The organism is Vreelandella jeotgali Hwa, assembly GCF_000334215.1.
GTDB lineage: Bacteria > Pseudomonadota > Gammaproteobacteria > Pseudomonadales > Halomonadaceae > Vreelandella > Vreelandella jeotgali.
On record NZ_AMQY01000011.1, the window covers coordinates 13,174 to 33,828 of the forward strand.

General features: G+C 60.9%; 17 protein-coding genes, 3 tRNA genes and 1 pseudogene. 14 read left to right on the forward strand and 7 right to left on the reverse strand.

Annotated features, from left to right (window positions below):
* Positions 1 to 7: 7 nt before the first annotated feature.
* The 10 genes from C793_RS0103400 to tdh all read left to right on the forward strand — a co-directional run bounded on the left by C793_RS0103400 (position 8) and on the right by tdh (position 8,880).
* Positions 8 to 457, forward strand: coding sequence for an acetyl-CoA sensor PanZ family protein (locus C793_RS0103400; protein ID WP_017429552.1), 450 nt, complete (start codon positions 8 to 10; stop codon positions 455 to 457).
* Complete coding sequence (locus C793_RS0103405; RefSeq protein WP_017429553.1) at positions 454 to 2,748, forward strand: AsmA family protein; 2,295 nt, start codon at positions 454 to 456, stop codon at positions 2,746 to 2,748. The genes C793_RS0103400 and C793_RS0103405 overlap by 4 nt, the downstream gene beginning before the upstream one ends.
* Before the next feature lie 13 nt (positions 2,749 to 2,761).
* On the forward strand, positions 2,762 to 3,877 hold the full coding sequence (gene mutY, locus C793_RS0103410; protein WP_017429554.1) for an A/G-specific adenine glycosylase: 1,116 nt from the start codon (positions 2,762 to 2,764) through the stop codon (positions 3,875 to 3,877).
* A 61-nt stretch (positions 3,878 to 3,938) separates the two neighbouring features.
* Positions 3,939 to 4,211 carry an oxidative damage protection protein gene (locus tag C793_RS0103415; protein ID WP_017429555.1) on the forward strand — a complete coding sequence of 91 codons (273 nt, stop codon included), beginning with the start codon at positions 3,939 to 3,941 and terminating at the stop codon, positions 4,209 to 4,211.
* Positions 4,212 to 4,365: 154 nt separating this feature from the next.
* Positions 4,366 to 4,441: transfer RNA gene (locus C793_RS0103420), tRNA-Phe, on the forward strand.
* 12 nt (positions 4,442 to 4,453) lie between these two features.
* Positions 4,454 to 4,528 (forward strand) — tRNA-Gln (locus tag C793_RS0103425).
* Between the two features lie 47 nt (positions 4,529 to 4,575).
* A tRNA-Thr gene (locus C793_RS0103430) sits at positions 4,576 to 4,651 on the forward strand.
* Positions 4,652 to 5,165: 514 nt separating this feature from the next.
* Positions 5,166 to 6,668, forward strand: a complete 1,503-nt coding sequence (locus C793_RS0103435) for a Na+/H+ antiporter NhaC family protein (RefSeq protein ID WP_017429556.1) — start codon at positions 5,166 to 5,168, stop codon at positions 6,666 to 6,668.
* Positions 6,665 to 7,858, forward strand: a complete 1,194-nt coding sequence (locus C793_RS0103440; RefSeq protein WP_017429557.1) for a glycine C-acetyltransferase — start codon at positions 6,665 to 6,667, stop codon at positions 7,856 to 7,858. Before C793_RS0103435 ends, C793_RS0103440 begins: the two co-directional genes overlap by 4 nt.
* On the forward strand, positions 7,855 to 8,880 hold the full coding sequence (gene tdh, locus C793_RS0103445; RefSeq protein ID WP_017429558.1) for an L-threonine 3-dehydrogenase: 1,026 nt from the start codon (positions 7,855 to 7,857) through the stop codon (positions 8,878 to 8,880). Before C793_RS0103440 ends, tdh begins: the two co-directional genes overlap by 4 nt.
* Before the next feature lie 53 nt (positions 8,881 to 8,933).
* Here tdh and C793_RS0103450 read toward each other — a convergent pair whose 3' ends face one another.
* The gene (locus C793_RS0103450; RefSeq protein WP_017429559.1) at positions 8,934 to 9,902 is read right to left on the reverse strand and encodes a homoserine kinase; all 969 of its coding nucleotides are present in this window, start codon (positions 9,900 to 9,902) and stop codon (positions 8,934 to 8,936) included.
* Between the two features lie 164 nt (positions 9,903 to 10,066).
* On the opposite strand from C793_RS0103450, the gene polA reads away from it, so the two are divergent.
* A complete protein-coding gene (gene polA / locus C793_RS0103455) occupies positions 10,067 to 12,850 on the forward strand; it encodes a DNA polymerase I (RefSeq protein WP_017429560.1) in 2,784 nt (927 codons plus the stop codon).
* Positions 12,851 to 12,933: 83 nt separating this feature from the next.
* Here the strand turns inward: polA and C793_RS0103460 are convergent, their stop codons facing one another.
* Together C793_RS0103460 and C793_RS0103465 are read right to left on the reverse strand one after the other, a co-directional pair.
* Positions 12,934 to 13,281, reverse strand: a complete 348-nt coding sequence (locus tag C793_RS0103460; RefSeq protein WP_017429561.1) for a DUF3024 domain-containing protein — start codon at positions 13,279 to 13,281, stop codon at positions 12,934 to 12,936.
* 251 nt (positions 13,282 to 13,532) lie between these two features.
* Complete coding sequence (locus C793_RS0103465) at positions 13,533 to 14,030, reverse strand: TspO/MBR family protein (protein WP_017429562.1); 498 nt, start codon at positions 14,028 to 14,030, stop codon at positions 13,533 to 13,535.
* Positions 14,031 to 14,364: 334 nt separating this feature from the next.
* Here C793_RS0103465 and C793_RS14265 point away from each other — a divergent pair.
* Positions 14,365 to 14,562, forward strand: a pseudogene (locus tag C793_RS14265) (DNA polymerase); the annotation flags it as partial.
* Between the two features lie 204 nt (positions 14,563 to 14,766).
* Complete coding sequence (locus C793_RS0103475; RefSeq protein WP_017429564.1) at positions 14,767 to 15,771, forward strand: IS481 family transposase; 1,005 nt, start codon at positions 14,767 to 14,769, stop codon at positions 15,769 to 15,771.
* Positions 15,772 to 16,103: 332 nt separating this feature from the next.
* Here C793_RS0103475 and C793_RS14775 read toward each other — a convergent pair whose 3' ends face one another.
* Positions 16,104 to 16,238: a hypothetical protein gene (locus C793_RS14775; protein WP_281103785.1), complete on the reverse strand. Its 135-nt coding sequence runs from the start codon at positions 16,236 to 16,238 to the stop codon at positions 16,104 to 16,106.
* A gap of 251 nt (positions 16,239 to 16,489) precedes the next feature.
* Between C793_RS14775 and C793_RS13480 the strand changes: the two genes are divergently transcribed.
* Positions 16,490 to 17,482 (forward strand): IS30 family transposase, encoded by a 993-nt coding sequence (locus C793_RS13480; RefSeq protein WP_017429565.1) that lies wholly within the window; start codon positions 16,490 to 16,492, stop codon positions 17,480 to 17,482.
* 284 nt (positions 17,483 to 17,766) lie between these two features.
* Here C793_RS13480 and C793_RS14430 read toward each other — a convergent pair whose 3' ends face one another.
* From C793_RS14430 to C793_RS0103490, 3 genes are all read right to left on the reverse strand, one after another.
* Positions 17,767 to 18,012, reverse strand: coding sequence for a hypothetical protein (locus C793_RS14430; protein ID WP_156804883.1), 246 nt, complete (start codon positions 18,010 to 18,012; stop codon positions 17,767 to 17,769).
* Between the two features lie 100 nt (positions 18,013 to 18,112).
* Positions 18,113 to 19,102, reverse strand: coding sequence for an IS481 family transposase (locus C793_RS0103485; RefSeq protein WP_017429566.1), 990 nt, complete (start codon positions 19,100 to 19,102; stop codon positions 18,113 to 18,115).
* Positions 19,103 to 19,473: 371 nt separating this feature from the next.
* A complete protein-coding gene (locus tag C793_RS0103490) occupies positions 19,474 to 20,466 on the reverse strand; it encodes a glycine betaine ABC transporter substrate-binding protein (protein ID WP_017429567.1) in 993 nt (330 codons plus the stop codon).
* Between the last annotated feature and the right edge of the window lie 189 nt (positions 20,467 to 20,655).

Here is a 20,655-nt window from a genome sequence, read left to right on the forward strand (position 1 = left end):
ATACGTCATGCCGGTGACACTGCAGCACCTTGATCAGAGCCGCTGGGAAGAGGACGCCCAGGCGCGGCAGGATCTGATACGCATCTACCTTGACGCGCCCGCCGAGCGCATGGCGGATACCGCCGCTGAGCCGTTTATCCGGCAGCGGCTGCAAGCGGGGAACGGTTTTGCCTGCGCGCACTTCAACGCTCGCCTGCTGGGTGCGGTGGTGTTGGCGCCGGCGGCCAACGGCGACTGGTGGCTGAGCGACCTGTGCGTGCGCGCCACAACGCGGCGGCGCGGCGTGGGCACGCGGCTCATGGCGCTGGTGGCCGCCGAAGCGCACGCCGAGGGGCACGACCTGCGCGTTGCCAACGCCACCTTGACCCATGCCGATCGCATGCTGATGTCGCGCCTGGGCTATCGGCCCGACGGCGACGAGAGCCTGATACTGGCTGCACAAGGAGCCACACCATGAAGCAGGTCCTGCGCATTTTGCTCGCCGCCGTGGGGATTCTCGGCGTGGTCGCCGTGGCGGCGGTGGTCTACGTCACGACCTTTCTGGACCCGGAAGACTTCAAGCCCCGCCTGACCGCCGTGGTTGAAGACTATACCGGGCTCAACGTCGAGCTGGACGGTGCCCTGTCGTGGTCGTTTTATCCGCGTATCGGCGTGAGCGTGGAAAAGACCCGCGCCTGGCTGAGCGACCAGGCGGATGACGCGGACCCCTTTGCCGCGGTAGACCGCGCCGAGGTCAGCGTTGCCTTTGCCCCGCTGCTGCGCGGTGAAATCGCCGTGGACGGCCTGACGCTAGACGGTATGCGTCTGAACCTGCGCCGTGACACCCAGGGCGAGGGCAACTGGGAGCCGCTGCTGGAGCGCATGGCCGAGCGCGATGAAAAGGCGGAAACCGTGCTGGCCCCCGCCAGCGCCGGGCCGAACGCCGATGCCGGCAGCCTGGACGTCGCCTTGAGCATTGCCAGCGTCAATATCAACAACGCCGATATCAGCCTGCGCGATGCCCAAAGCGACACCTTCTGGCACGCGGAAGAGCTCAACATCAGCGGCAGCAACGTCAATCCCCGGGACGCCTTTCCGCTCAAGGTGATGCTGACACTCAATCGTCACGACACCCTGGACGCCGAAGTGCTGGCGCAGCCGCCGGATTTCAGCAGTGAAATCAACCTGGATACGCGTTTCAACCTGGCGCTGGCCGAGCACCGCTTCACCATGGACAAGCCGGTGCTGACCACGCGAAACCGCCTTGAACCCGAGCAAAAGCCCCAGGAGCTGAGTCTTGAAGCCGGCCGCGTCGAGGCCAGTCTCGATGCTCAGCAGCTTGCGGTGACCGATGGCATCGTGAAGGCCACCCTGCATCATCCGCAAAACTGGAAGGGCGGGCTGGCGCTGGCGCTCAAGTTTGCGCTGGAAGGCGACTGGGATGCCCGGACGGCCACCCTCAGCGACCTCCAGCTCAGCGGCCCCGACGGTCTTGACGCCAGCGGTCGGCTGCAGCTGGATAACTGGCTGAGCGATCTGCACTACGCCGGCAAGGTAACGCTCTCGCCGCTGTCGCTGCGCCCCTGGCTGGCTCGTGCCGGGGTTGAGCTGAATACGCGCAACCCCGGCGCGCTGTCCGATGTGGCGCTGACCAGCCCCATCGAGGGCGACGCCGAGACCCTACGCCTGCCCGAGCTGTCGCTGGTCGTGGATGACACCACCCTGACCGGCCGGCTGGCCGCCGGGCTGGATGGCACCGCGCTTGATATGGACCTGGAAGGCGACACGCTCAACGTCGACCGCTACCTGCCCGCGCCGCCAACAGACGATCAGGCCGGATTCGGTCTGGTGCGCCGGGCGCTGGCCGACGAGCCGGCGCTGCTGCCCCGGGAGTTACTGAACGGGCTGGACCTCGACGCCGCGCTGACGCTGGAGTCGCTGACGCTTAGCGGGCTGACCTTTGACCAGCCAACGCTGCGCCTGAAAGGGCAGGACGGTGTTCAGCGGCTCGACGCCTTCGAGGCCGGTTTTTACGACGGCTCGTTGAACGCCACGGGTCGCGTGGACGCGCGCCAGGAGCCGCTGGCGTGGAGGCTGGCGCCGCGTGTCTCGCGGGTGAAAACCGCACCGCTGCTGGACGCGCTGGGCAAGCGCGACGCCGCGCTCAGTGGCCGGCTCAACGCCAGCGGCGAATTCACCACCCGGGGCAATACCCGCGCCGATCTTGTGCGCCGGCTGAACGGCAGCGCCAGAGTCGAGTTGAATGACGGCGCCATTGCTGACGTCAACGTCTCGCAGCAGCTGTGCGAGGCGGTCGCCGGTCTGCAGGGCCGCGAAACCCGCCGCGAATGGCGAGACAAGACCCGTTTTGACCACGCGGCGGCCACCTTCGACGTGCGCGACGGCGTGGTGCACAGCGACGACGTGCGCGTTAGCGTACCGGGTATCAACGTCAACGGCGAAGGCCGTTACGACCTCGGTCGGCAGCGGTTCGATGTTCTGGCCGGCATCCGCCTGGTCAATACCGCCGACGCCGCCTGCAAGGTCAACCCGCGGCTGGAACAGCTGGCGCTGCCGGTGCGCTGCGAAGGCGCTACCGACGCCGACCCGGGCGAGTGGTGTAGCATCGACCGCGACGCCTTCAAGGAAAACGTGGGCCGCCAGCTGGGCGATGAGGTGGAAAACCGCCTGAAGGACAAGCTTGATGAAGAGCTGGGCGATGGCGCGGCCGACGAGCTGCGCGATGGCCTGAAGCGTCTTTTTGACTAACGCCGGAGGTGCCGTGACCCGACCCGCGCCGGACAGGCCCGCGCCCGTTCTCGATGCCGCCACCTTCCAGCAGCGTCTGCTGGACTGGTTTGACCGCCACGGCCGCCACGACCTGCCCTGGCAGGCGCCGCGCACGCCGTACCGCGTCTGGGTGTCGGAAATCATGCTGCAGCAGACGCAGGTCGCCACCGTGATCGGCTACTTCGAGCGCTTCATGCAGCGTTTTCCCACGCTTGCCGACCTGGCCGCGGCTCCGCAGGACGAGGTGCTGCATCTGTGGACCGGGCTGGGCTATTACGCCCGGGCGCGCAACCTGCACAAGGCGGCCCGGGTCGTGGTGGAGGAATACGGCGGCGAGCTGCCGGTCGCAAGTGTGGATGAGCTCACCGCGCTGCCGGGCATCGGCCGCTCCACCGCCGGAGCCATCGTGGCCCAGAGCACTGGCGCGCGCGCCGTAATGCTCGACGGCAACGTCAAGCGCACGCTCACCCGCCTGCACGCGGTGGCAGGCTGGCCCGGACGACCGGCGGTGGAGCGCGACCTCTGGGCGCTCGCCGACCACTACACGCCGGATACCCGGCTGGCCGACTACACCCAGGCGATGATGGATCTGGGCGCTACCCTGTGCAAACGCGGCCGGCCGGACTGCGCGGTCTGCCCGTTCAACGACGTCTGCCGGGCCCACGCTCAGGGCGAGGAACGCCGCTACCCCGAGTCCAAACCCAAAAAGGCTATCCCCACGCGCGAGACCCTGATGCTGATGCTGCACGACGGGGCCGGGCGCATCTGGCTGGAGCAGCGCCCGCCCGCCGGGCTTTGGGGCGGGCTCTGGTGTCTGCCGCAGTTCGACACCCACGAACAGCTCAACGACTGGCTGGACTGCCACGTCGACGCCCCCGAGCCCGAACCGGCGCGGCCCGGTTTTACCCACGCTTTCAGTCATTTCCGTCTGGCGATTACGCCCCGGCCGGTAGCCTGTCGCGACCTCCTCGAGGTGCGTGAAGGCGGCCTCTGGTACGACGTCGGCCAGCCGCCGGCGCTGGGGCTGGCGGCCCCGGTCAAGCGTCTGCTGGCCGAGTTTGCCGCCGAGCGGGCGCCATTTCGCCTGACCGGTGATACTTATGGATAATCTGTCCGGCCGTGCGTAGCCTGTTATCCGAATCCGTATGCATTGCTGCAAGGAGTCAGCCATGAGTCAGACCGTATTTTGCCGCAAATATCAGCAGGACATGGAAGCGTTGCCGTTTCCGCCGCTGCCCGGCGAGAAAGGCCAGCAAATCCAGGCGAACGTCTCCAAACAGGCATGGGACGAATGGCAGGCGCTGCAGACCCGCCTGATCAACGAGCAGCACCTGAATATGCTCGACCCCGATGCCCGGGCCTATTTGATGGATCAGATGGAGCGCTTTCTGGATAACCGCGAAACCGACCGCGCGGAAGGCTATGTGCCGCCCGAAACCTGAACGTCTCGGCGGGTTGATGCTGCGCCAAACGCCAGGCGCGTAGAACATGAACGGCGAAAATGAAAGGCTGTATCCCGGCAGGCGGTGAAGAAAGTTGCCGAGGGTATTGACGCCGGGCGCCGGTTTTAGTTTAATACGCTCCGTTGGCGCGGCAGGCCGGATAGCTCAGTTGGTAGAGCAGTGGATTGAAAATCCTCGTGTCGGCGGTTCGATTCCGTCTCCGGCCACCAACCGCCAACCGTTGGGGTATAGCCAAGTGGTAAGGCACCGGTTTTTGGTATCGGTATGCGCAGGTTCGAATCCTGCTACCCCAGCCATTATTCCGACAATGACCGCAAGCGGTGATTAACAGGATAATGCCTGAGCCGACATAGCTCAGTTGGTAGAGCAACTGACTTGTAATCAGTAGGTCCCGGGTTCGACTCCTGGTGTCGGCACCACGCGAAAGGCCGCGTTACCAATGCCTTGCAGACAATCAAAAGCCGCCCTTCGGGGCGGCTTTTTTGTTTTACGTAAATCCTTACGTAGATCCTTTATTTTCCTGTGGGTTTTTTATGGGCTTTTTATGTGACCTGCCCGGTGTTACGGGGCTGGGCCCATACCCTGGGGTAGAGAGCCTGAAGCCGACAGCGATTACGTCTATCGTCTAAGGCGTTAATCCTTTCCTGCATGTCATATATCTTCTATTTTGCCTTGGTGAACGCAAAAAACGATGTCGAAGGCCGATAGGCTGGTGAAAATTGCTTTTATGCTTTTACTGCCGCCGGTTCGACTGCATAACGACAATGATTCATCCCACAGGGTCTGTCTGCACCGGATTTATCCGCACAAGGCTTACTTCGTACAGGGTCTTTTCTACCCATAGCGCGTCCACAAAGAACGCATCCACAAGAAACGTACCCCCAAAAAGCGTATTCAGACAAAACGCATTCCTACAAGACAAGGATCAATGGCATGGCAGAGACATCCGCATCGCCAGGGCAGGAACAGCCGCCCGTGGCTTCCCTGTCGTTTCGTTTCGGCGCTCTGGGCGCCGCTATTCCGCTGGCATTTTTTGTCGTCTGGGCGATCACCATCAGTGTGCTGGGCCTGTCGTCGGAACTCGGCCTGGTCATGGGCGCGCTGTTCGGCATTATTCTTGGGCTTTTCTGCTGTGTAAGCCGCTGGTCGGATTATGCCAACGGCCTGTTTGAAGGCATGACCCAGCCGGTGGGCGTCGTCGCCATCGTTGCCTGGTTTTTTGCCGGCATGTTCGCCCAGGTGCTGCAGGTCGGCGGCCTGGTTGAAGGGCTGGTATGGCTAGGCGGCGTATCCGACGTGACCGGGGGGCTCTTTGTCGCCATGACGTTCGTGCTCGCGGGGGTTTTCTCCACCGCCGTGGGCACCGGCTACGGCACCACGGTGGCGTTCTGTACGCTGATGTACCCCGCCGGAGTGGCCGTGGGCAGCGACCCGATCATGCTGTTTGCCGCGATTCTTTCCGGGGCGATCTTTGGCGACAACTTGGCGCCGGTGTCGGACACCACCATCGTCTCTGCCACCACCCAGGGTGCCGATGTGCCCGGCGTGGTGCGCAGCCGCTTCAAGTATTCCATTGCCGCGGCAATTCCCACGGCCATCCTGTTTGCCATGTTCGGTGGCGGTGGCGACGCCAGCTTTGCTGATCCGGCCGCCCTCGAAGAGATGATGAGCTCTACCGACCCCATGGGGCTGTTGATGCTTATCCCCTTTGCTCTGGTGTTGATTCTGGCGCTGTCCGGTCAGCACCTGCTGACCTCGCTGACCTGGGGTATCATTACCTCGATTCCGGTGATTCTGCTGTCCGGCACCGGATCGCTGGGCGATATCATCGGCTTTGATCCCGACGCCGACACGGTGATGACCGGCGCGCTGGTGCAGGGGGTCCAGGGCTACGTCAATATGGCGATCCTGATCCTGCTGATTGTCGCCTCGGCCTATCTGCTCAAGCTGGGCGGCACCATGGAAGTGGTCACCGGCAAGCTGGTGGCCTGGATCAAGCAGTCCGTGCGCAAGGCCGAGCTGGCCATCTGGGGCATCGTCGCGCTGTTGAACACCGCGATTACCATCAACACCGCCGCCGAAATCGCCGCCGCGCCCTTCGTACGCGAGCTGGGCGAGCGCTACCGGATTCACCGCTATCGCCGGGCCAACATGCTCGACGCCATGACCTCGGCGCTGGGCTACATCTTCCCCTGGGGCGCGCCGGTGCTGCTCGGCTGGTCGACCATCAAACTGATGCAGGATACCTACGAATGGCTGCCGAGCGTGGCGCCCACCGAGGTATTCCCGTTTGTCTTCCAGGGCTGGCTGCTGGTCGTGATCATGCTGGGAGCGGTACTGACCGGCTGGGGCCGGCGCTATGAAGGCCCGGGCGGCAAGGAACTCAAGCATCCGCCGGAAGACGCCACGCAGAATGTAAACGAGGAAGAGGTATGACTCAGGCATTTCAGCAACAGCTCCAGCGTCAGCTCGACGAGCTTCACGAAGAAGGCCTCTACAAGCACGAGCGCGAGCTGATGTCGCCTCAGCGCGCGCGGGTAAGCGTGGCCCAGGGCGAAGTGATCAACTTCTGCGCCAACAACTACCTGGGGCTGGCCGATGATCCGGCGCTGATCAAGGCCGCCGAGCGCGGCCTGCACCAGCAGGGGCTGGGCATGGCGTCGGTGCGCTTTATCTGCGGCACCCACGCCGAGCACCGCCGGCTGGAAAAGCGCCTGGCCGACTTTCTGGGCATGGACGACGCCATTCTTTACTCCTCGTGCTTCGACGCCAACGGCGGGCTGTTCGAAACGCTGCTGGGGCCGGAAGACGCGGTGATTTCTGATGCGCTCAACCACGCCTCGATCATCGACGGCATCCGCCTGTGCAAGGCGTCGCGCTATCGCTACGCCAACAACGACATGGCCGAGCTGGAAGCGCGGCTGAAGGAAGCCGACGAGGCCGGTGCGCGCTTCAAGCTCATTGCCACCGACGGCGTCTTCTCGATGGACGGCGTGGTCGCCAACCTCACCGCCGTTTGCGATCTGGCGGAGAAGTACGGCGCCATGGTCATGGTCGACGACTGCCACGCCACCGGCTTTATGGGCGAGGGCGGCCGCGGCACCCACGAGTACCATGACGTCATGGGCCGGGTGGATATCATCACGACCACCCTGGGCAAGGCGCTGGGCGGTGCCTCGGGCGGCGTGACCGCGGCGCGCGGGGCGATTGCCGAATGGCTGCGCCAGCGCTCGCGGCCGTATCTGTTCTCCAACGCTCTGGCGCCGCCCATTGTGGCCGCGAGCCATGAGGTGCTCGACATGGTGGAGCAGGGCAGCAAGCTGCGTCAGCGGCTCTGGGACAATGTCGCCCGCTTCCGCCAGGGGCTGGAAAAGGCCGGCTTTACCCTGACCGGCGCCGACCACCCCATCATCCCGGTGATGCTGGGCGACGCCCGGCTGGCATCGACCTTCGCCGAGCGGCTGCTGGCGGAGGGCATCTACGTCATCGGCTTTTCCTTCCCGGTGGTGCCGCGCGGGCAGGCTCGCATTCGCACGCAGATGTCGGCGGCGCACACGCCGGCGCAAATTGACACGGCCATTGACGCATTCACACGCATCGGCCGGGAACTGGAGGTGATTGCATGAAAGCACTGGCCAAGAGCAAAGCCGAGCCCGGCATCTGGATGATCGACGCGCCGGTGCCCGAACCCGGGCACAACGACGTGCTGATCAAAATTCACCGCACCTCGATCTGCGGTACCGACCTGCACATCTACCACTGGGATGAATGGGCGCAGAAATCCGTGCCGGTGCCGATGATTACCGGCCACGAATACAGCGGTGAAATCGTCGCCCTGGGCGAAGGCGTTGACGGCTTTGCCGTGGGCGACCGGGTCTCCGGCGAAGGCCATATCACCTGCGGTTACTGTCGCAACTGCCGTGCCGGGCTGCGCCATCTCTGCCGCAATACGGCCGGTGTCGGCGTCAACCGTCAGGGCGCCTTTGCCGAATACATGACCCTGCCGGCCTACAACCTCTTCAAGCTGCCCGACGAGGTTTCCTTTGATCTGGCGGCGATTTTCGATCCCTTCGGCAACGCCGTACATACCGCGCTGGCGTTTGATCTGGTGGGCGAGGACGTGCTGATTACCGGCGCCGGCCCCATCGGCATCATGGCCGCCGCCGTGGCCCGCCACGTCGGCGCGCGCCACGTGGTGATCACCGACATCAACGATGAGCGTCTGGCGCTGGCCGACCGCATGGGCGTCACCCGTGGGGTCAATGTCTCGCGGGAATCGCTGGAAGATGTCATGGCCGAGCTGAACATGTCCGAAGGCTTTGACGTCGTGCTGGAAATGTCCGGCGTCGCCTCCGCCATCAACCAGATGCTCGATGCCATCAACCACGGCGGCAAAATCGCCATGCTGGGTATCCCGCCCGGGGAAATGCCCATCGACTGGAGCCGGGTCATCTTCAAGGGGCTGACCATTCGCGGCATTTACGGCCGGGAAATGTTCGAGACCTGGTACAAGATGTCGAGCCTCATCCAGTCGGGGCTCGACCTGGAGCCGGTGATTACCCACCGCGTCGCCGCCGACGACTACGAGCAGGCCTTCGCCATCATGGAAGAAGGCAGCTCGGGCAAGGTGGTCATGAACTGGGACTGATCCCCCGCGGCTTGCCGGCACCGGCAAGCCGCGCTTCTTCCAGCCGCTGTGGATCAGGCCTCGGTGGCCGAGGGTTCCGGCAGCGGCAGAGCACCGTTCAGCTGGCGCGCCTTGAAGATGGTGCGAAACTGCGTGGGGTCGTGGGGCGTGAGATCGTGTGCCGGCGGGTTGACGTAAACCACCAGCAGCCGCGAAAGCCAGTAGCGCAGCGCCGTCATGCTCAGCATGGTCGGCCACACCTTGCGCTCATCGCGGGTAAAGGGCCGGCGCGCCTGGTAGGCTTCCAGCAGCGCGTAATACCGCGCTTCATCCAGACGGCCATCCGCGTGGGTCGCCCAGTCGTTGACTGCAATGGCAACGTCAAACAGCAGCTCGCCGGTGCAGCCGTTGTAAAAGTCGATGATACCGCCCAGGCGCTCGCCTTCGAACAGGGTGTTATCCCGGAACAGATCGCCGTGAAGCACCCCCTGGGGCAGCTCGCCGTGGGCGGCCAATTCGCTCTCGAAATCCTCTACGGCGTTTTTCATCAGCGTCTGGTCGTCATGGCTCAAAAAGCCCAGCACCTTGTGGTGCATGGCCTGCAGCCAGCTCAGATCGCGGGGGTTGGGGCGATGCCCGGAAAACCCCCGGGAGACGCGGTGCATGCGCCCCAGGGTATCGCCAAGCACGCGGCACTGTTCAAGGCTGGGGGTTTCCGGATGGCGGCCGGGCAGGCGCGGAAACAGCAGCGCGGGCTTGTCCGCCAGGCGCTGTAGCGCAATGCCGTCGCGGTCGTGAATCGGGCCGGGCACGGGCAGGTTATGCTCGTCGAGGTAATCCAGCAGATCGACAAAAAACGGCAGCTCTTCCTGCTCGCCCTGCTCAAACAGCGTGAGCACCAGCTCGCGTTCGTCGGTGGTGACAAAAAACGTCGAGTTTTCCGTGCCGCCGGTCACGCCCTTCAACGATACCAGGCGGCCCACGTCAAACGATGCCAGAAACGTAGCGACCTGCGCGTCGCCAAGCGGAGTGAATACAGCCATGAGAATCTCGCTCAGGTTGCCGGACCCCGCATTGTAGCGATTTGCCGCCCGTCTTGGCAGCATCGCAAGGCAATCAGGCGGGGGTTATTTCGTCCAACGGCTTCATGCCAGGGTCACAGCAGGTATTATAGCCCCCATCATCTTCTGGCAAACGGATACTGGCTATGGCTCGCGCACCCATCGTTCTAGTGGACGGTTCTTCCTACCTTTATCGGGCGTATCACGCCCTGCCGGCGCTGACGACCGCCTCCGGGCAGCCCACCGGCGCCGTGAAAGGCGTGCTCAACATGCTCAAGCGCCTGATCAAGGACTATCCGCAAAGCCCCATGGCGGTGATTTTCGACGCCCCGGGCAAGACCTTCCGCGACGAGATCTACAGCGAATACAAGGCCAACCGCCCGCCGATGCCCGATGACCTGCGCGGCCAGATCGAACCGCTGCACCAGTGCGTCAGGGCGCTGGGGCTGCCGCTTTTGAGCATCGGCGGCGTCGAGGCCGACGACGTTATCGGCACCCTGGCCCGCCACGCCACCGACGCCGGGCGCGACGCGGTGATTTCCACCGGCGACAAGGACATGGCTCAGCTGGTCAACGGCCACATTACCATGGTCAACACCATGAAAAACGAAACCCTCGACGTCGCCGGCGTCGAGGAAAAGTTCGGCCTCCCGCCCTCGCTGATCATCGACTACCTGGCGCTGATGGGCGACAAGGTCGACAACATTCCCGGCGTGCCCGGCGTGGGGCAGAAAACTGCCGTGGGCCTGCTGCAGGGCATGAACGGCGGGCTGGATATAATCTACGGCGACCTCCAGCGGGTAACGACGCTGGACTTTCGCGGCGCCAAAACGCTGCCCAAAAAGCTCGAGGAACACCGCGACAAGGCGTACCTGTCGTTTGATCTGGCCACCATCAGGACCGACTGCGAGCTGCCCGCCGGAGTGGACGATCTGGAAATCGCCCACCCCGACCGCGAGGCGCTGGTCGAGCTGTACCGCGAGCTGGAGTTCAAACGCGAGCTCAACGAGCTGCTGGAAGGCCGGGATCAGGGCGTGGACGACGTTGAAGGCGGCAGCCCCGCCCCGGCTGACGCATCGGCCAGCGAGGGCGACGCGGCGGATGAACCCGGCGCCCAGAGCCAGCGCCGCGACGTGGTGATCACCACACAGAAAACTCTCGACGCCTGGCTCGAACGGCTGCACGCCGCCGAGCGTTTCTGCTTTGACCTGGAAACCACCAGCCTCGACTACATGGAGGCCGAGATCGTCGGCGTGGGGCTGGCGCTGGAAGCCGGCGAGGCGGCGTACATTCCGCTGGCCCACGACTATCTCGACGCCCCCGAGCAGCTCGACCGCCGTGCGGTACTCGAATCGCTAACGCCGATTTGGCAAAACACCGGCAAGACCAAAATCGGCCAGAACCTTAAGTACGATATTTCCGTGCTGGCGAACTACGGCATCGCCGTCGCGCCGCCGCTGGCCGACACCATGCTGTCGTCCTACGTGCTCAACTCCACGGCCACCCGTCACGACATGGACTCGCTGGCATCCCGATATCTGGGCGAAACCACCACGTCGTTCCAGGACGTGGCGGGGAAGGGCGCCAAGCAGCTGACATTTAATCAGGTCGCACTCGAACAGGCCGTGCCTTACGCTTGCGAAGACGTGGATATCACCCTGCGCCTGCTGGATACCCTTGCGCCGCAGGTGGAAAAAGAAGGCCGGCTGGCGGAAGTGCTGGAAACCCTGGAGCTGCCGCTGATCCCGGTCCTCTCGCGCATGGAGCGCGCCGGCGTGATGCTGGACGTGGAACGCCTGCATGCTCAGAACCAGGAGCTTGAGGCGCGCATTCACGAGCTGGAGCAAAAGGCCTTCGAGCTCGCCGAGCGCGAATTCAACCTGAGCTCGCCAAAGCAGCTGGGGGAAATTCTGTTCGACGAGCAGCAAATCCCCGTGCTCAAGAAAACCCCCAAGGGCGCGCCGTCCACCGCCGAAGCGGTGCTCGAAGAGCTGGCGCTGGACTACCCGCTGCCCAAGGTGATTATCGAACACCGCGGGCTGTCCAAGCTCAAATCCACCTACACCGACAAGCTGCCGCGGCTGGTGAACAAGGCCACCGGGCGCGTTCACACCAGCTACCATCAGGCGGTGACCGCCACCGGGCGGCTGTCGTCGTCGGATCCCAACCTGCAGAACATTCCCATCCGCACCGACGAAGGGCGCAAGATCCGCCAGGCGTTTACTGCGCGCCCGGGCTACCGCGTGGTCGCCGCCGACTATTCCCAGATCGAGCTGCGCATCATGGCGCACCTGTCGGAAGACAAGGGCCTGCTCAACGCCTTCGCCGAAGGCCAGGACATCCACGCCGCCACCGCCGCCGAGGTGTTCGGCACGCCAGTGGACAAGGTCTCAAGTGACCAGCGCCGCAGCGCCAAGGCCATCAACTTCGGGCTGATCTACGGCATGAGCGCCTGGGGGCTGTCGCGCCAGCTGCACATCGAACGCAACCAGGCGCAGACCTACATCGACCGCTACTTCGACCGCTATCCCGGTGTGGCGCGCTACATGGAGCGCATTCGCGCTCAGGCCGCCGAGGACGGCTTTGTCGAAACCGTCGCCGGCCGCCGGCTCTACCTGCCGGAAATCAACGCCCAAAACCGCAATCGCCGCCAGGCCGCCGAGCGCACCGCGATCAACGCGCCCATGCAGGGCACCGCGGCGGACATCATCAAACAGGCGATGATCGACGTCGACGCCTGGCTACAGCAAAGCGACTTCGACGCGCTGATGGTCATGCAGGTCCACGACGAGCTGGTGTTTGAAGTCGCTGAAAGCCAGCTCGACGCCTTTAAGGAAGAAGTCGCTAAACGCATGCAAAACGCCGCCAGCCTCAGCGTCGCGCTAACGGTCGAAGCCGAGAGCGGCACCCACTGGGACGAGGCGCATTAATCAAAAGACAAAGCGCTTGATTTGAGGTGCCGTTGTGGGAGGCCGGATCCGCCGGGCGCTGGCAGGCGCCTATGGCTTATGCGCTACCCGAAGAAACAGCAGTTCTTGTCAGCGTGGACGATCGCCAAAACATCATCGATGGTGCGTGCCTCGGGCTCCGGCATGTAGGCATGCCATTTCAGGTCACTGCGCATCCAATAGATTTTCCAGCGCTGGTTTTTTTTGACGTAGGTAGCTTTTGCCGCTGGCGTCTCTATGGTTTCTGTCGGATCGCGAAAGTCCGGGGCAACCTCGATAACTTGTACGCTCTGGTCGGCTACCCGGATGTCAAGATCCAGCTGGGTGCGAACAGCAGCTGGCGGGCGCATGATGTCCCGCCATGTTGCTGCGGCTCGCTCAACTTTCTTTTGTTCAAACTCGCTAAATGCCATACGAAATTTCTTTATCAGCAGTGAATGAAGGGCGAAAAATCACGAAAAATGGCTATTGTGCCGCTGTAGGAGGCCGGATCGCGCCGGGCGAAGGTGTCCAAACCCGCCACTGCACCCTCTACGCGTCATCGTGAGCTTGCGAAGCGATCTCCTCACTGTGCTAGTCGCAAGAACCCCCGAGATTGCTTCACTGCGTTTTCAGTGACATAGGGGGCAGGCGCCTGTGGTATGCCTGTCTCAGACGCTTCGTCTCACCCCAGCACCTGCGGATTCAGCTGCCACACCGAATAGTTGAGCGCCGCGGCGAAGCTAATCCACAGCAGGTAGGGGACGAGAAGGGCACCGGCAAGCCGCTGAACCCGCCAAAAGCCCACCAGCGTCCCCGCCACCAGCACAATCAGCAGCAGAATATTGGCAAACCCGAGCGCGCCCTGGTGCCAGACGAAGAACACCCAGCTCCACAGCGCGTTTACCGCCAGCTGCACAAGAAACAGAGTGAGCGCCCACCGCTGGCGCTGAACCCCGCCACGCCGCCAGACCAGCCAGGCGGCAACGCCCATCAGCGCATAAAGCGTCGTCCACACCGGCCCGAATACCGACGCCGGCGGCGCCCAGTCAGGCTGTGCAAGCTGGCCGTAAAAGGCGCTGGCCTGTATCGAGGCAACGGCCCCCACGGCAGACGCCGCAAAGCACACGGCCAGCCAGCCCAGCAGGCCAAGGGCTTGTTTCTGTTTTGAATACGGTGACATATAGATTTCCGGTTGTTGCGTAACGCCGCGCTCTGCTTCGCTTTAGTGGGTACAGCAGGCAGGGTACCAGCGCTGGCTTTCCTGCCTCTACCGTATGGGCCAAGGTGCTGCCGTCATTTATGAAACCAAGCACTTATCGCACTTTATCGGGAAAAGCGGCACGACGCTTCGATAGCGTTTGGTGGGAGCGGGCCTTAGTCCGCGATGAATCTGCCTCAATGCCAGCGTGATTTAACCCCCGCCTTCCTGGTTGGGAGGATGTTGCTCTGCTCTGCTCTGCTCCGGTCAGCGTCGGCGGCCGGTAGTCGTATTTCTCGGTTTGCCAGCGCTGCCAGACGCCTGGCTACAGGAAAGCGACTTCGACGCGCTGATGGTAATGCTGGTTCACGATGAGTTGGTATTCGAAGTCGCCGAAAGCGAGCTCGACGCCTTCAAGGAAGAAGTCGCCAAATGCATGGAGCAAGCCGCCAGCCTGAGTGTGGCGCTAACGGTCGAAGCTGAAAGCGGCACTCATTGGGATGAACCGCACTGAAGTGCGTGGTATCAGGATTCAAGAAGGGAGCCGCCCGGTATAAGCCGGGCGGGTAGAGGCATTTAATAAAGTCTGCTGCGGAAGAATGACTATTTTTATCGTTCCCTTCTATGTGTAGGGTCCCTGATGATCAAATGAGTGATAGAAGTTACCCTCTGCTGATAGCAAGAGAGCTTCTACAGCAGTTCATCCGGGAGCAGAGACATGGACATCAAGCTGCATAAGCAGGCCACCACCACACCAAAGATCCGTGCTGACATCCAGGCAGCGCCCGCCAGCATCAGCGATAGCGAGTTGGCGCGCCAGTACGGTGTTGGTGATTCGACGATACGCCGTTGGCGGTACCGCGACGATGTTCATGATCGGTCCCATACACGCCATAACCTGCTGGCTACGCTCACGTCCGAGCAGGAGGAAGTGCTGATCGCCGCTCGCGAGTTCCTGCGCCTCGGTCTGGATGACTTGCTCGTCGTGGCACGTGAGTTTCTGAATCCTCGGTTGTCACGCTCCGGCTTGCATCGCATGCTTAAGCGCCGTGAGGTGCCGACACTCGCGGAACTGGCCCGTCAGGATGCCGGAGATGATGGCAAGCCTCGGCACAAGCCCTTCAAGGACTACGAGCCTGGGTATGTGCATGTCGATATCAAGCACCTGCCCCAGATGCCCGACGAGGAGCAAAAGCGCTACCTATATGTTGCCATCGACCGTGCCACACGTTGGGTCTATCTGGAAGTCAGGCGCAGCCAGTCCGCCAGGGATGCCAAGGCGTTCATGAAGTGTGTGGAGGAAAAGGCGCCCTTCACGATCCAGACGGTGCTGACTGACAACGGCAAGTCGTTCACCGATCGCTTCACGCGGGCAGGTGAGCGCAGGCCCAGCGGCCGCCATCCCTTCGATCTGGAGTGCCAGGCCCATGGTATCGACCATCGCCTGATCAAGCCGGGAAGGCCGCAGACGAACGGTATGGTAGAACGGTTCAACGGCCGCATCAGCGACGTGCTGGCCACCCGGCGCTATACCTCAGGCGAGGATCTGGAGCAGACGCTCAAACGCTACGCTTGGCTGTACAATCACCACATCTCGCAGAAGGCACTGCATCATCAATCACCGATTGCGGCGATGAAGGAGTGGCAGGCCAAGCGACCTGAGTTATTTACCAAGCGGGTTGTTAATCACACGGGACCCGACATATATTCATTTATTCTCTAAATAAGAGAATAGTGACTTTTCAAATGCGCCGGTTGAAACACATCTTGCTTCTTGAGAGCTCAAAGAGTTCCCGTAGGCGTTTCTTATGTTAATGTCGCCACTCCCAAAAACAGATACGATAACTTTTGTTTTTCAGGTTTAATTGAACGTACTACCACGTTGATGTTTCCACCAATGTTTTCCATTTTTGCTGATGCCCAACTTATTTGTCCTGTGGCTTGCCCGCAATCTAGTTCGTCAAGTGTGCGAAGGTGTCGTGACGAAGTTATTAACCCGTCTCCCTTATTTATTTTTCCAAGGGAGTGTTGTTAACAGCAAAGAACTCAATAATGCTATTCCATGTTTTTCATAGCTTGAGCTAATTGTTTTAATATTATTGATGTTTCTTTTTCTGGAAGATTTTGTCCTGCACCGACACAGCCAGCTATAGCTATAGACGTTATAATGACCAATATTATTTTATGCATTTAATTTCACCTTGTAAGTTACTTCATGGGGTTTTGGCTTTTCTATTAAGTTATGCTGAAGTTTGTTAGTATATACTCATCATAGATGTGCAGCCGGAACACAAGCATATAAAATGTAATTTAAATAATTTTATTATATTCTTCAATTTCCTGAATTCATAGAATAACTGCAGCACTTTGGCCAGCACGGTAGAGGTAGGAGGGTCAGCGCCGGTACCCTTCCTGCTTTACCGACCAAAGTGAAGCAGAGCATGGGATACCAACAGCTGACCCAGACGCAACGATACCAGATTTACGCCCGCCATGACTTGGGTAGAAGCCAGCGACAGATCGCCAGGGAGCTGAGGCTCCACAGCAGCACGATTAGCCGTGAGCTGCGCCGCAACGCGACGGCCGGTGGCTATGATCCCGAACAGGCTCAGGCGTGTAGCGATAACCGACGACGCACCGCCTGGAAGTGGAAAAAGCGTTTGCCTAGCCTGATCGCTGTGGTTGCAGACCGACTGCGTGAGGAGTGGAGCCCAGAGCAGATCAGTGGGTTCATGGCACCGTTGGCCGGCGTCGGCGTCAGTCATCAATGGATCTACTCTCTGATCTGGGATGACAAGGCCAGCGGTGGCACGCTTTGGCAACATCTCCGGCAGCCCAAGAGACGCAGCAAGCACCGTGCACACGCCAAAAGCGCAGGGCTTGGCAAGATACCTGATCGCGTGGGTATCGAGCATCGCCCGGCCGAGGTTGAGAAGCGGCGCTACATCGGCCACTGGGAGGGTGACACGGTACTGCAGGGGCATAAGCAATCAGGCATCGTCACGCTGGTTGAGCGACGCAGCGGTTATCTGCTGGCGGCACGGCTACCCAGCATTACAGCGGCGTTGACGAAAACGGCCATGATCCGCCTGCTGAAGCCTCGTCGAGGGGCGGTGAAAACCATCACGCTGGATAATGGATCGGAGTTTTCGGAGCACCAGACCGTGGCGAGAGCCGTAGCAGCGCGAACCTACTTTTGCGACGCCTACTGCTCGGGACAGCGCGGAACCAATGAAAACACCAACGGCTTGATTCGGCAGTATTTTCCCAAGGGAACCAGCTTCCGCCAAGTCACTGATGCCGAGCTACGCAGGGTGGTGAGAAAGCTAAATGACCGCCCTCGAAAACGACTCGGCTATCGAACACCGGCACAGGTGTTTCTGGGGGAATACTCCGGAGCACTGAATACCGCAGGTGCTGCGCTTATTGGTTGAATTCAGGTTTTTAAGAAAAGCTCGTCTCCCTCACTGGCGTTGGGTAATTTATTTTTGCGCATTCATACCATGGTTCTACGGGTCTATGTAATCTGCTGCTTCAGAGAAAAAATCATTTAGAGTTAATATAATATGCTTTTCCAGAATTTGTGACGTGATGTCATCTAATTCATTTGATAAGTCAAACTGTCCCTCTTGGTGATCTTCGGTTTCTTTCACTTCGTAGTTTTTGAAAATATTTCTTTTATCCTGCTCTATCGTATATTTAGCATCAAAGTCGGCAATTATGTCGTACTCGTCGGATGCAAAGCCAAGACTTGCAATCCCTTTGCCCAGGCTTTTGCCAAATTCATAGTCGGAATAAGCGGGACCTTTTTGTCATGAGCAATAATTTGCACGTGAAGTTTTAGATCAGCGCTATTTTCCGCATAGTTAACGGATGCCGGGAGCTGCTCAAGCATCAATTCGGGGAAGTCCCTTAATGTAGAAGCTGAGGCAACCGAAAGCTCAGCGTCTTCCAGCGGTGTCAATGACTGCTGCTCTCCCTCGGTAAAAATTCCTGGCTGTGGCTGACTGTAAAGAATATCATAGCTGAGTGTTTTGTTTTGATATGATGCGTTTTGTACTTGACTAACTGTCGGGTCCCGTGTGATTAACAACCCGCTTGGTAAATAACTCAGGTCGCTTGGCCTGCCACTCCTTCATCGCCGCAATCGGTGATTGATGATGCAGTGCCTTCTGCGAGATGTGGTGATTGTACAGCCAAGCGTAGCGTTTGAGCGTCTGCTCCAGATCCTCGCCTGAGGTATAGCGCCGGGTGGCCAGCACGTCGCTGATGCGGCCGTTGAACCGTTCTACCATACCGTTCGTCTGCGGCCTTCCCGGCTTGATCAGGCGATGGTCGATACCATGGGCCTGGCACTCCAGATCGAAGGGATGGCGGCCGCTGGGCCTGCGCTCACCTGCCCGCGTGAAGCGATCGGTGAACGACTTGCCGTTGTCAGTCAGCACCGTCTGGATCGTGAAGGGCGCCTTTTCCTCCACACACTTCATGAACGCCTTGGCATCCCTGGCGGACTGGCTGCGCCTGACTTCCAGATAGACCCAACGTGTGGCACGGTCGATGGCAACATATAGGTAGCGCTTTTGCTCCTCGTCGGGCATCTGGGGCAGGTGCTTGATATCGACATGCACATACCCAGGCTCGTAGTCCTTGAAGGGCTTGTGCCGAGGCTTGCCATCATCTCCGGCATCCTGACGGGCCAGTTCCGCGAGTGTCGGCACCTCACGGCGCTTAAGCATGCGATGCAAGCCGGAGCGTGACAACCGAGGATTCAGAAACTCACGTGCCACGACGAGCAAGTCATCCAGACCGAGGCGCAGGAACTCGCGAGCGGCGATCAGCACTTCCTCCTGCTCGGACGTGAGCGTAGCCAGCAGGTTATGGCGTGTATGGGACCGATCATGAACATCGTCGCGGTACCGCCAACGGCGTATCGTCGAATCACCAACACCGTACTGGCGCGCCAACTCGCTATCGCTGATGCTGGCGGGCGCTGCCTGGATGTCAGCACGGATCTTTGGTGTGGTGGTGGCCTGCTTATGCAGCTTGATGTCCATGTCTCTGCTCCCGGATGAACTGCTGTAGAAGCTCTCTTGCTATCAGCAGAGGGTAACTTCTATCACTCATTTGATCATCAGGGACCCTACACTAACAACAGGCATCTTTATTTCAGCATGGGTGGCGCAGCCGCTTAGAAGTCCAATTAATAAAAGTAATGCTATTTTTCTCATGTTAGTGCTTCTCATTTTTTGAGGTTGTAGCGCTAGGCTTGGCGAAATTTGCAGAAATTCTAGCGATGACGTGTCTTCGTGTCACTGACTGTGATCAAGTTTTCCCGATGAATGGTTGGGCGTGCCGCCACCCAACGCAAAACGGCCGCCCGTGGGCGGCCGTATAACTTTTCTCTTGCGCCCGTGTTGGCAACGCTTCAGGCGTCGGGCAGGTCGAGCTTTTTCTTGACGGTCGGCCAGGCGGGGTCGCCGCTGCGGGTGGTGACGCCGTCAAGAAATGCCTTGATGCGATCGGGGTTGTCCTGCATCCAGCTCATGGCGACGTCGTCGGAGGGGCGGTCTTCAAAGCTCAGGCCGCTGATCATCTGACTTTGCTGATCCGCGGTAAAGACGATCTGTTCCAGCAGCCGCGTCGCGTTGGGGTTTTGCTCGGCGAAGGCCTGGGTGGTCAGGGAGCGCACGTCGCTGCGGCCGCCGTCCGGGCCCCAGGCATCTTCCGGGTCGTCGAGGAATTCGATGTCGTATTCGATGCTTGCCCAGTGCGGCGTCCAGGCGTAGAAGACGATCCATTCGTCGCGGTCGATCGAGGCCTTGGCCTGGCTGAACATGCCCGAGGCCGAGGTTTCCGAGAGGTTCCATTCGTCCAGGCAGTAGGTGCCGCTGTCCTGCATGTCCGACAGCAGGTCGCTGGTGCCCGAGCCGACTTCAATGGAATAGATCGTGCCGCCGGCCTTCTCTCGCAGGTCCTCGCTGCACAGGTCCTTGCCCGAGGTGTAGCCGGCTTCAAAGATGTAGTCCGGCACGACAAACCCGAGCCGCGCGCCGTCGACGTTGGTGCCCAGGTCGACCAGCTGATTCTCGCCGCTGGTGGCGGTGTCGTACATGCCCTGCTGAGCGGGCAGCCAGGCGGCAAAGTAGGCGTCGAGTTCGTTTTCGCCCAACGCCTGGTAGGCAATGGTGGCGCCCAACTCTTCCTGTTTGGGGGCGTAGCCCAGGGCGTCAAACAGCGTGGCGGCGAGCTCGGATTTGACGGTAACGCCGGGCCAGGGCGGCACGGCAAAGCGAATGGCTTCAGGTTCAGTCGCCGCCGTGTCGGCGCTGGCGACGGTGGGGGCCGTGAGCATCACGGTGGCGAGGGCGCAAGCGGCGGTGCCGGCTTGAAGGCGGGTACGGCGGAGGCAAATGGTCATCCAGTCTCCTTTGCATGGCTTTGGTGCGCTAGACCCTAGCGTTAGTTACTGCTGACCGCAATGTGTCATCCACCACCTTTAGCCGTACTATCTTTTAAAACGTCTCAGCCCAAAATGCCTCAGCCGCGCCCCAATCCGGAACACCCGAACTAATCCAAAGCGCCCCAATCCGGAACGCCCGAACTAATC

Bases quoted from the DNA above. Each gene is read 5' to 3' on its own strand.
- polA (WP_017429560.1), top strand. From the start codon at position 10,067: ATGGCTCGCGCACCCATCGTTCTAGTGGACGGTTCTTCCTACCTTTAT.
- C793_RS0103485 (WP_017429566.1), bottom strand. From the start codon at position 19,102: ATGGACATCAAGCTGCATAAGCAGGCCACCACCACACCAAAGATCCGT.
- C793_RS13480 (WP_017429565.1), top strand. From the start codon at position 16,490: ATGGGATACCAACAGCTGACCCAGACGCAACGATACCAGATTTACGCC.
- C793_RS0103450 (WP_017429559.1), bottom strand. From the start codon at position 9,902: ATGGCTGTATTCACTCCGCTTGGCGACGCGCAGGTCGCTACGTTTCTG.
- C793_RS0103475 (WP_017429564.1), top strand. From the start codon at position 14,767: ATGGACATCAAGCTGCATAAGCAGGCCACCACCACACCAAAGATCCGT.
- C793_RS0103405 (WP_017429553.1), top strand. From the start codon at position 454: ATGAAGCAGGTCCTGCGCATTTTGCTCGCCGCCGTGGGGATTCTCGGC.
- C793_RS0103490 (WP_017429567.1), bottom strand. From the start codon at position 20,466: ATGACCATTTGCCTCCGCCGTACCCGCCTTCAAGCCGGCACCGCCGCT.
- C793_RS0103460 (WP_017429561.1), bottom strand. From the start codon at position 13,281: ATGGCATTTAGCGAGTTTGAACAAAAGAAAGTTGAGCGAGCCGCAGCA.
- C793_RS0103400 (WP_017429552.1), top strand. From the start codon at position 8: ATGCCGGTGACACTGCAGCACCTTGATCAGAGCCGCTGGGAAGAGGAC.
- C793_RS14775 (WP_281103785.1), bottom strand. From the start codon at position 16,238: ATGCATAAAATAATATTGGTCATTATAACGTCTATAGCTATAGCTGGC.
- tdh (WP_017429558.1), top strand. From the start codon at position 7,855: ATGAAAGCACTGGCCAAGAGCAAAGCCGAGCCCGGCATCTGGATGATC.
- C793_RS0103465 (WP_017429562.1), bottom strand. From the start codon at position 14,030: ATGTCACCGTATTCAAAACAGAAACAAGCCCTTGGCCTGCTGGGCTGG.
- C793_RS0103415 (WP_017429555.1), top strand. From the start codon at position 3,939: ATGAGTCAGACCGTATTTTGCCGCAAATATCAGCAGGACATGGAAGCG.
- C793_RS0103440 (WP_017429557.1), top strand. From the start codon at position 6,665: ATGACTCAGGCATTTCAGCAACAGCTCCAGCGTCAGCTCGACGAGCTT.
- C793_RS0103435 (WP_017429556.1), top strand. From the start codon at position 5,166: ATGGCAGAGACATCCGCATCGCCAGGGCAGGAACAGCCGCCCGTGGCT.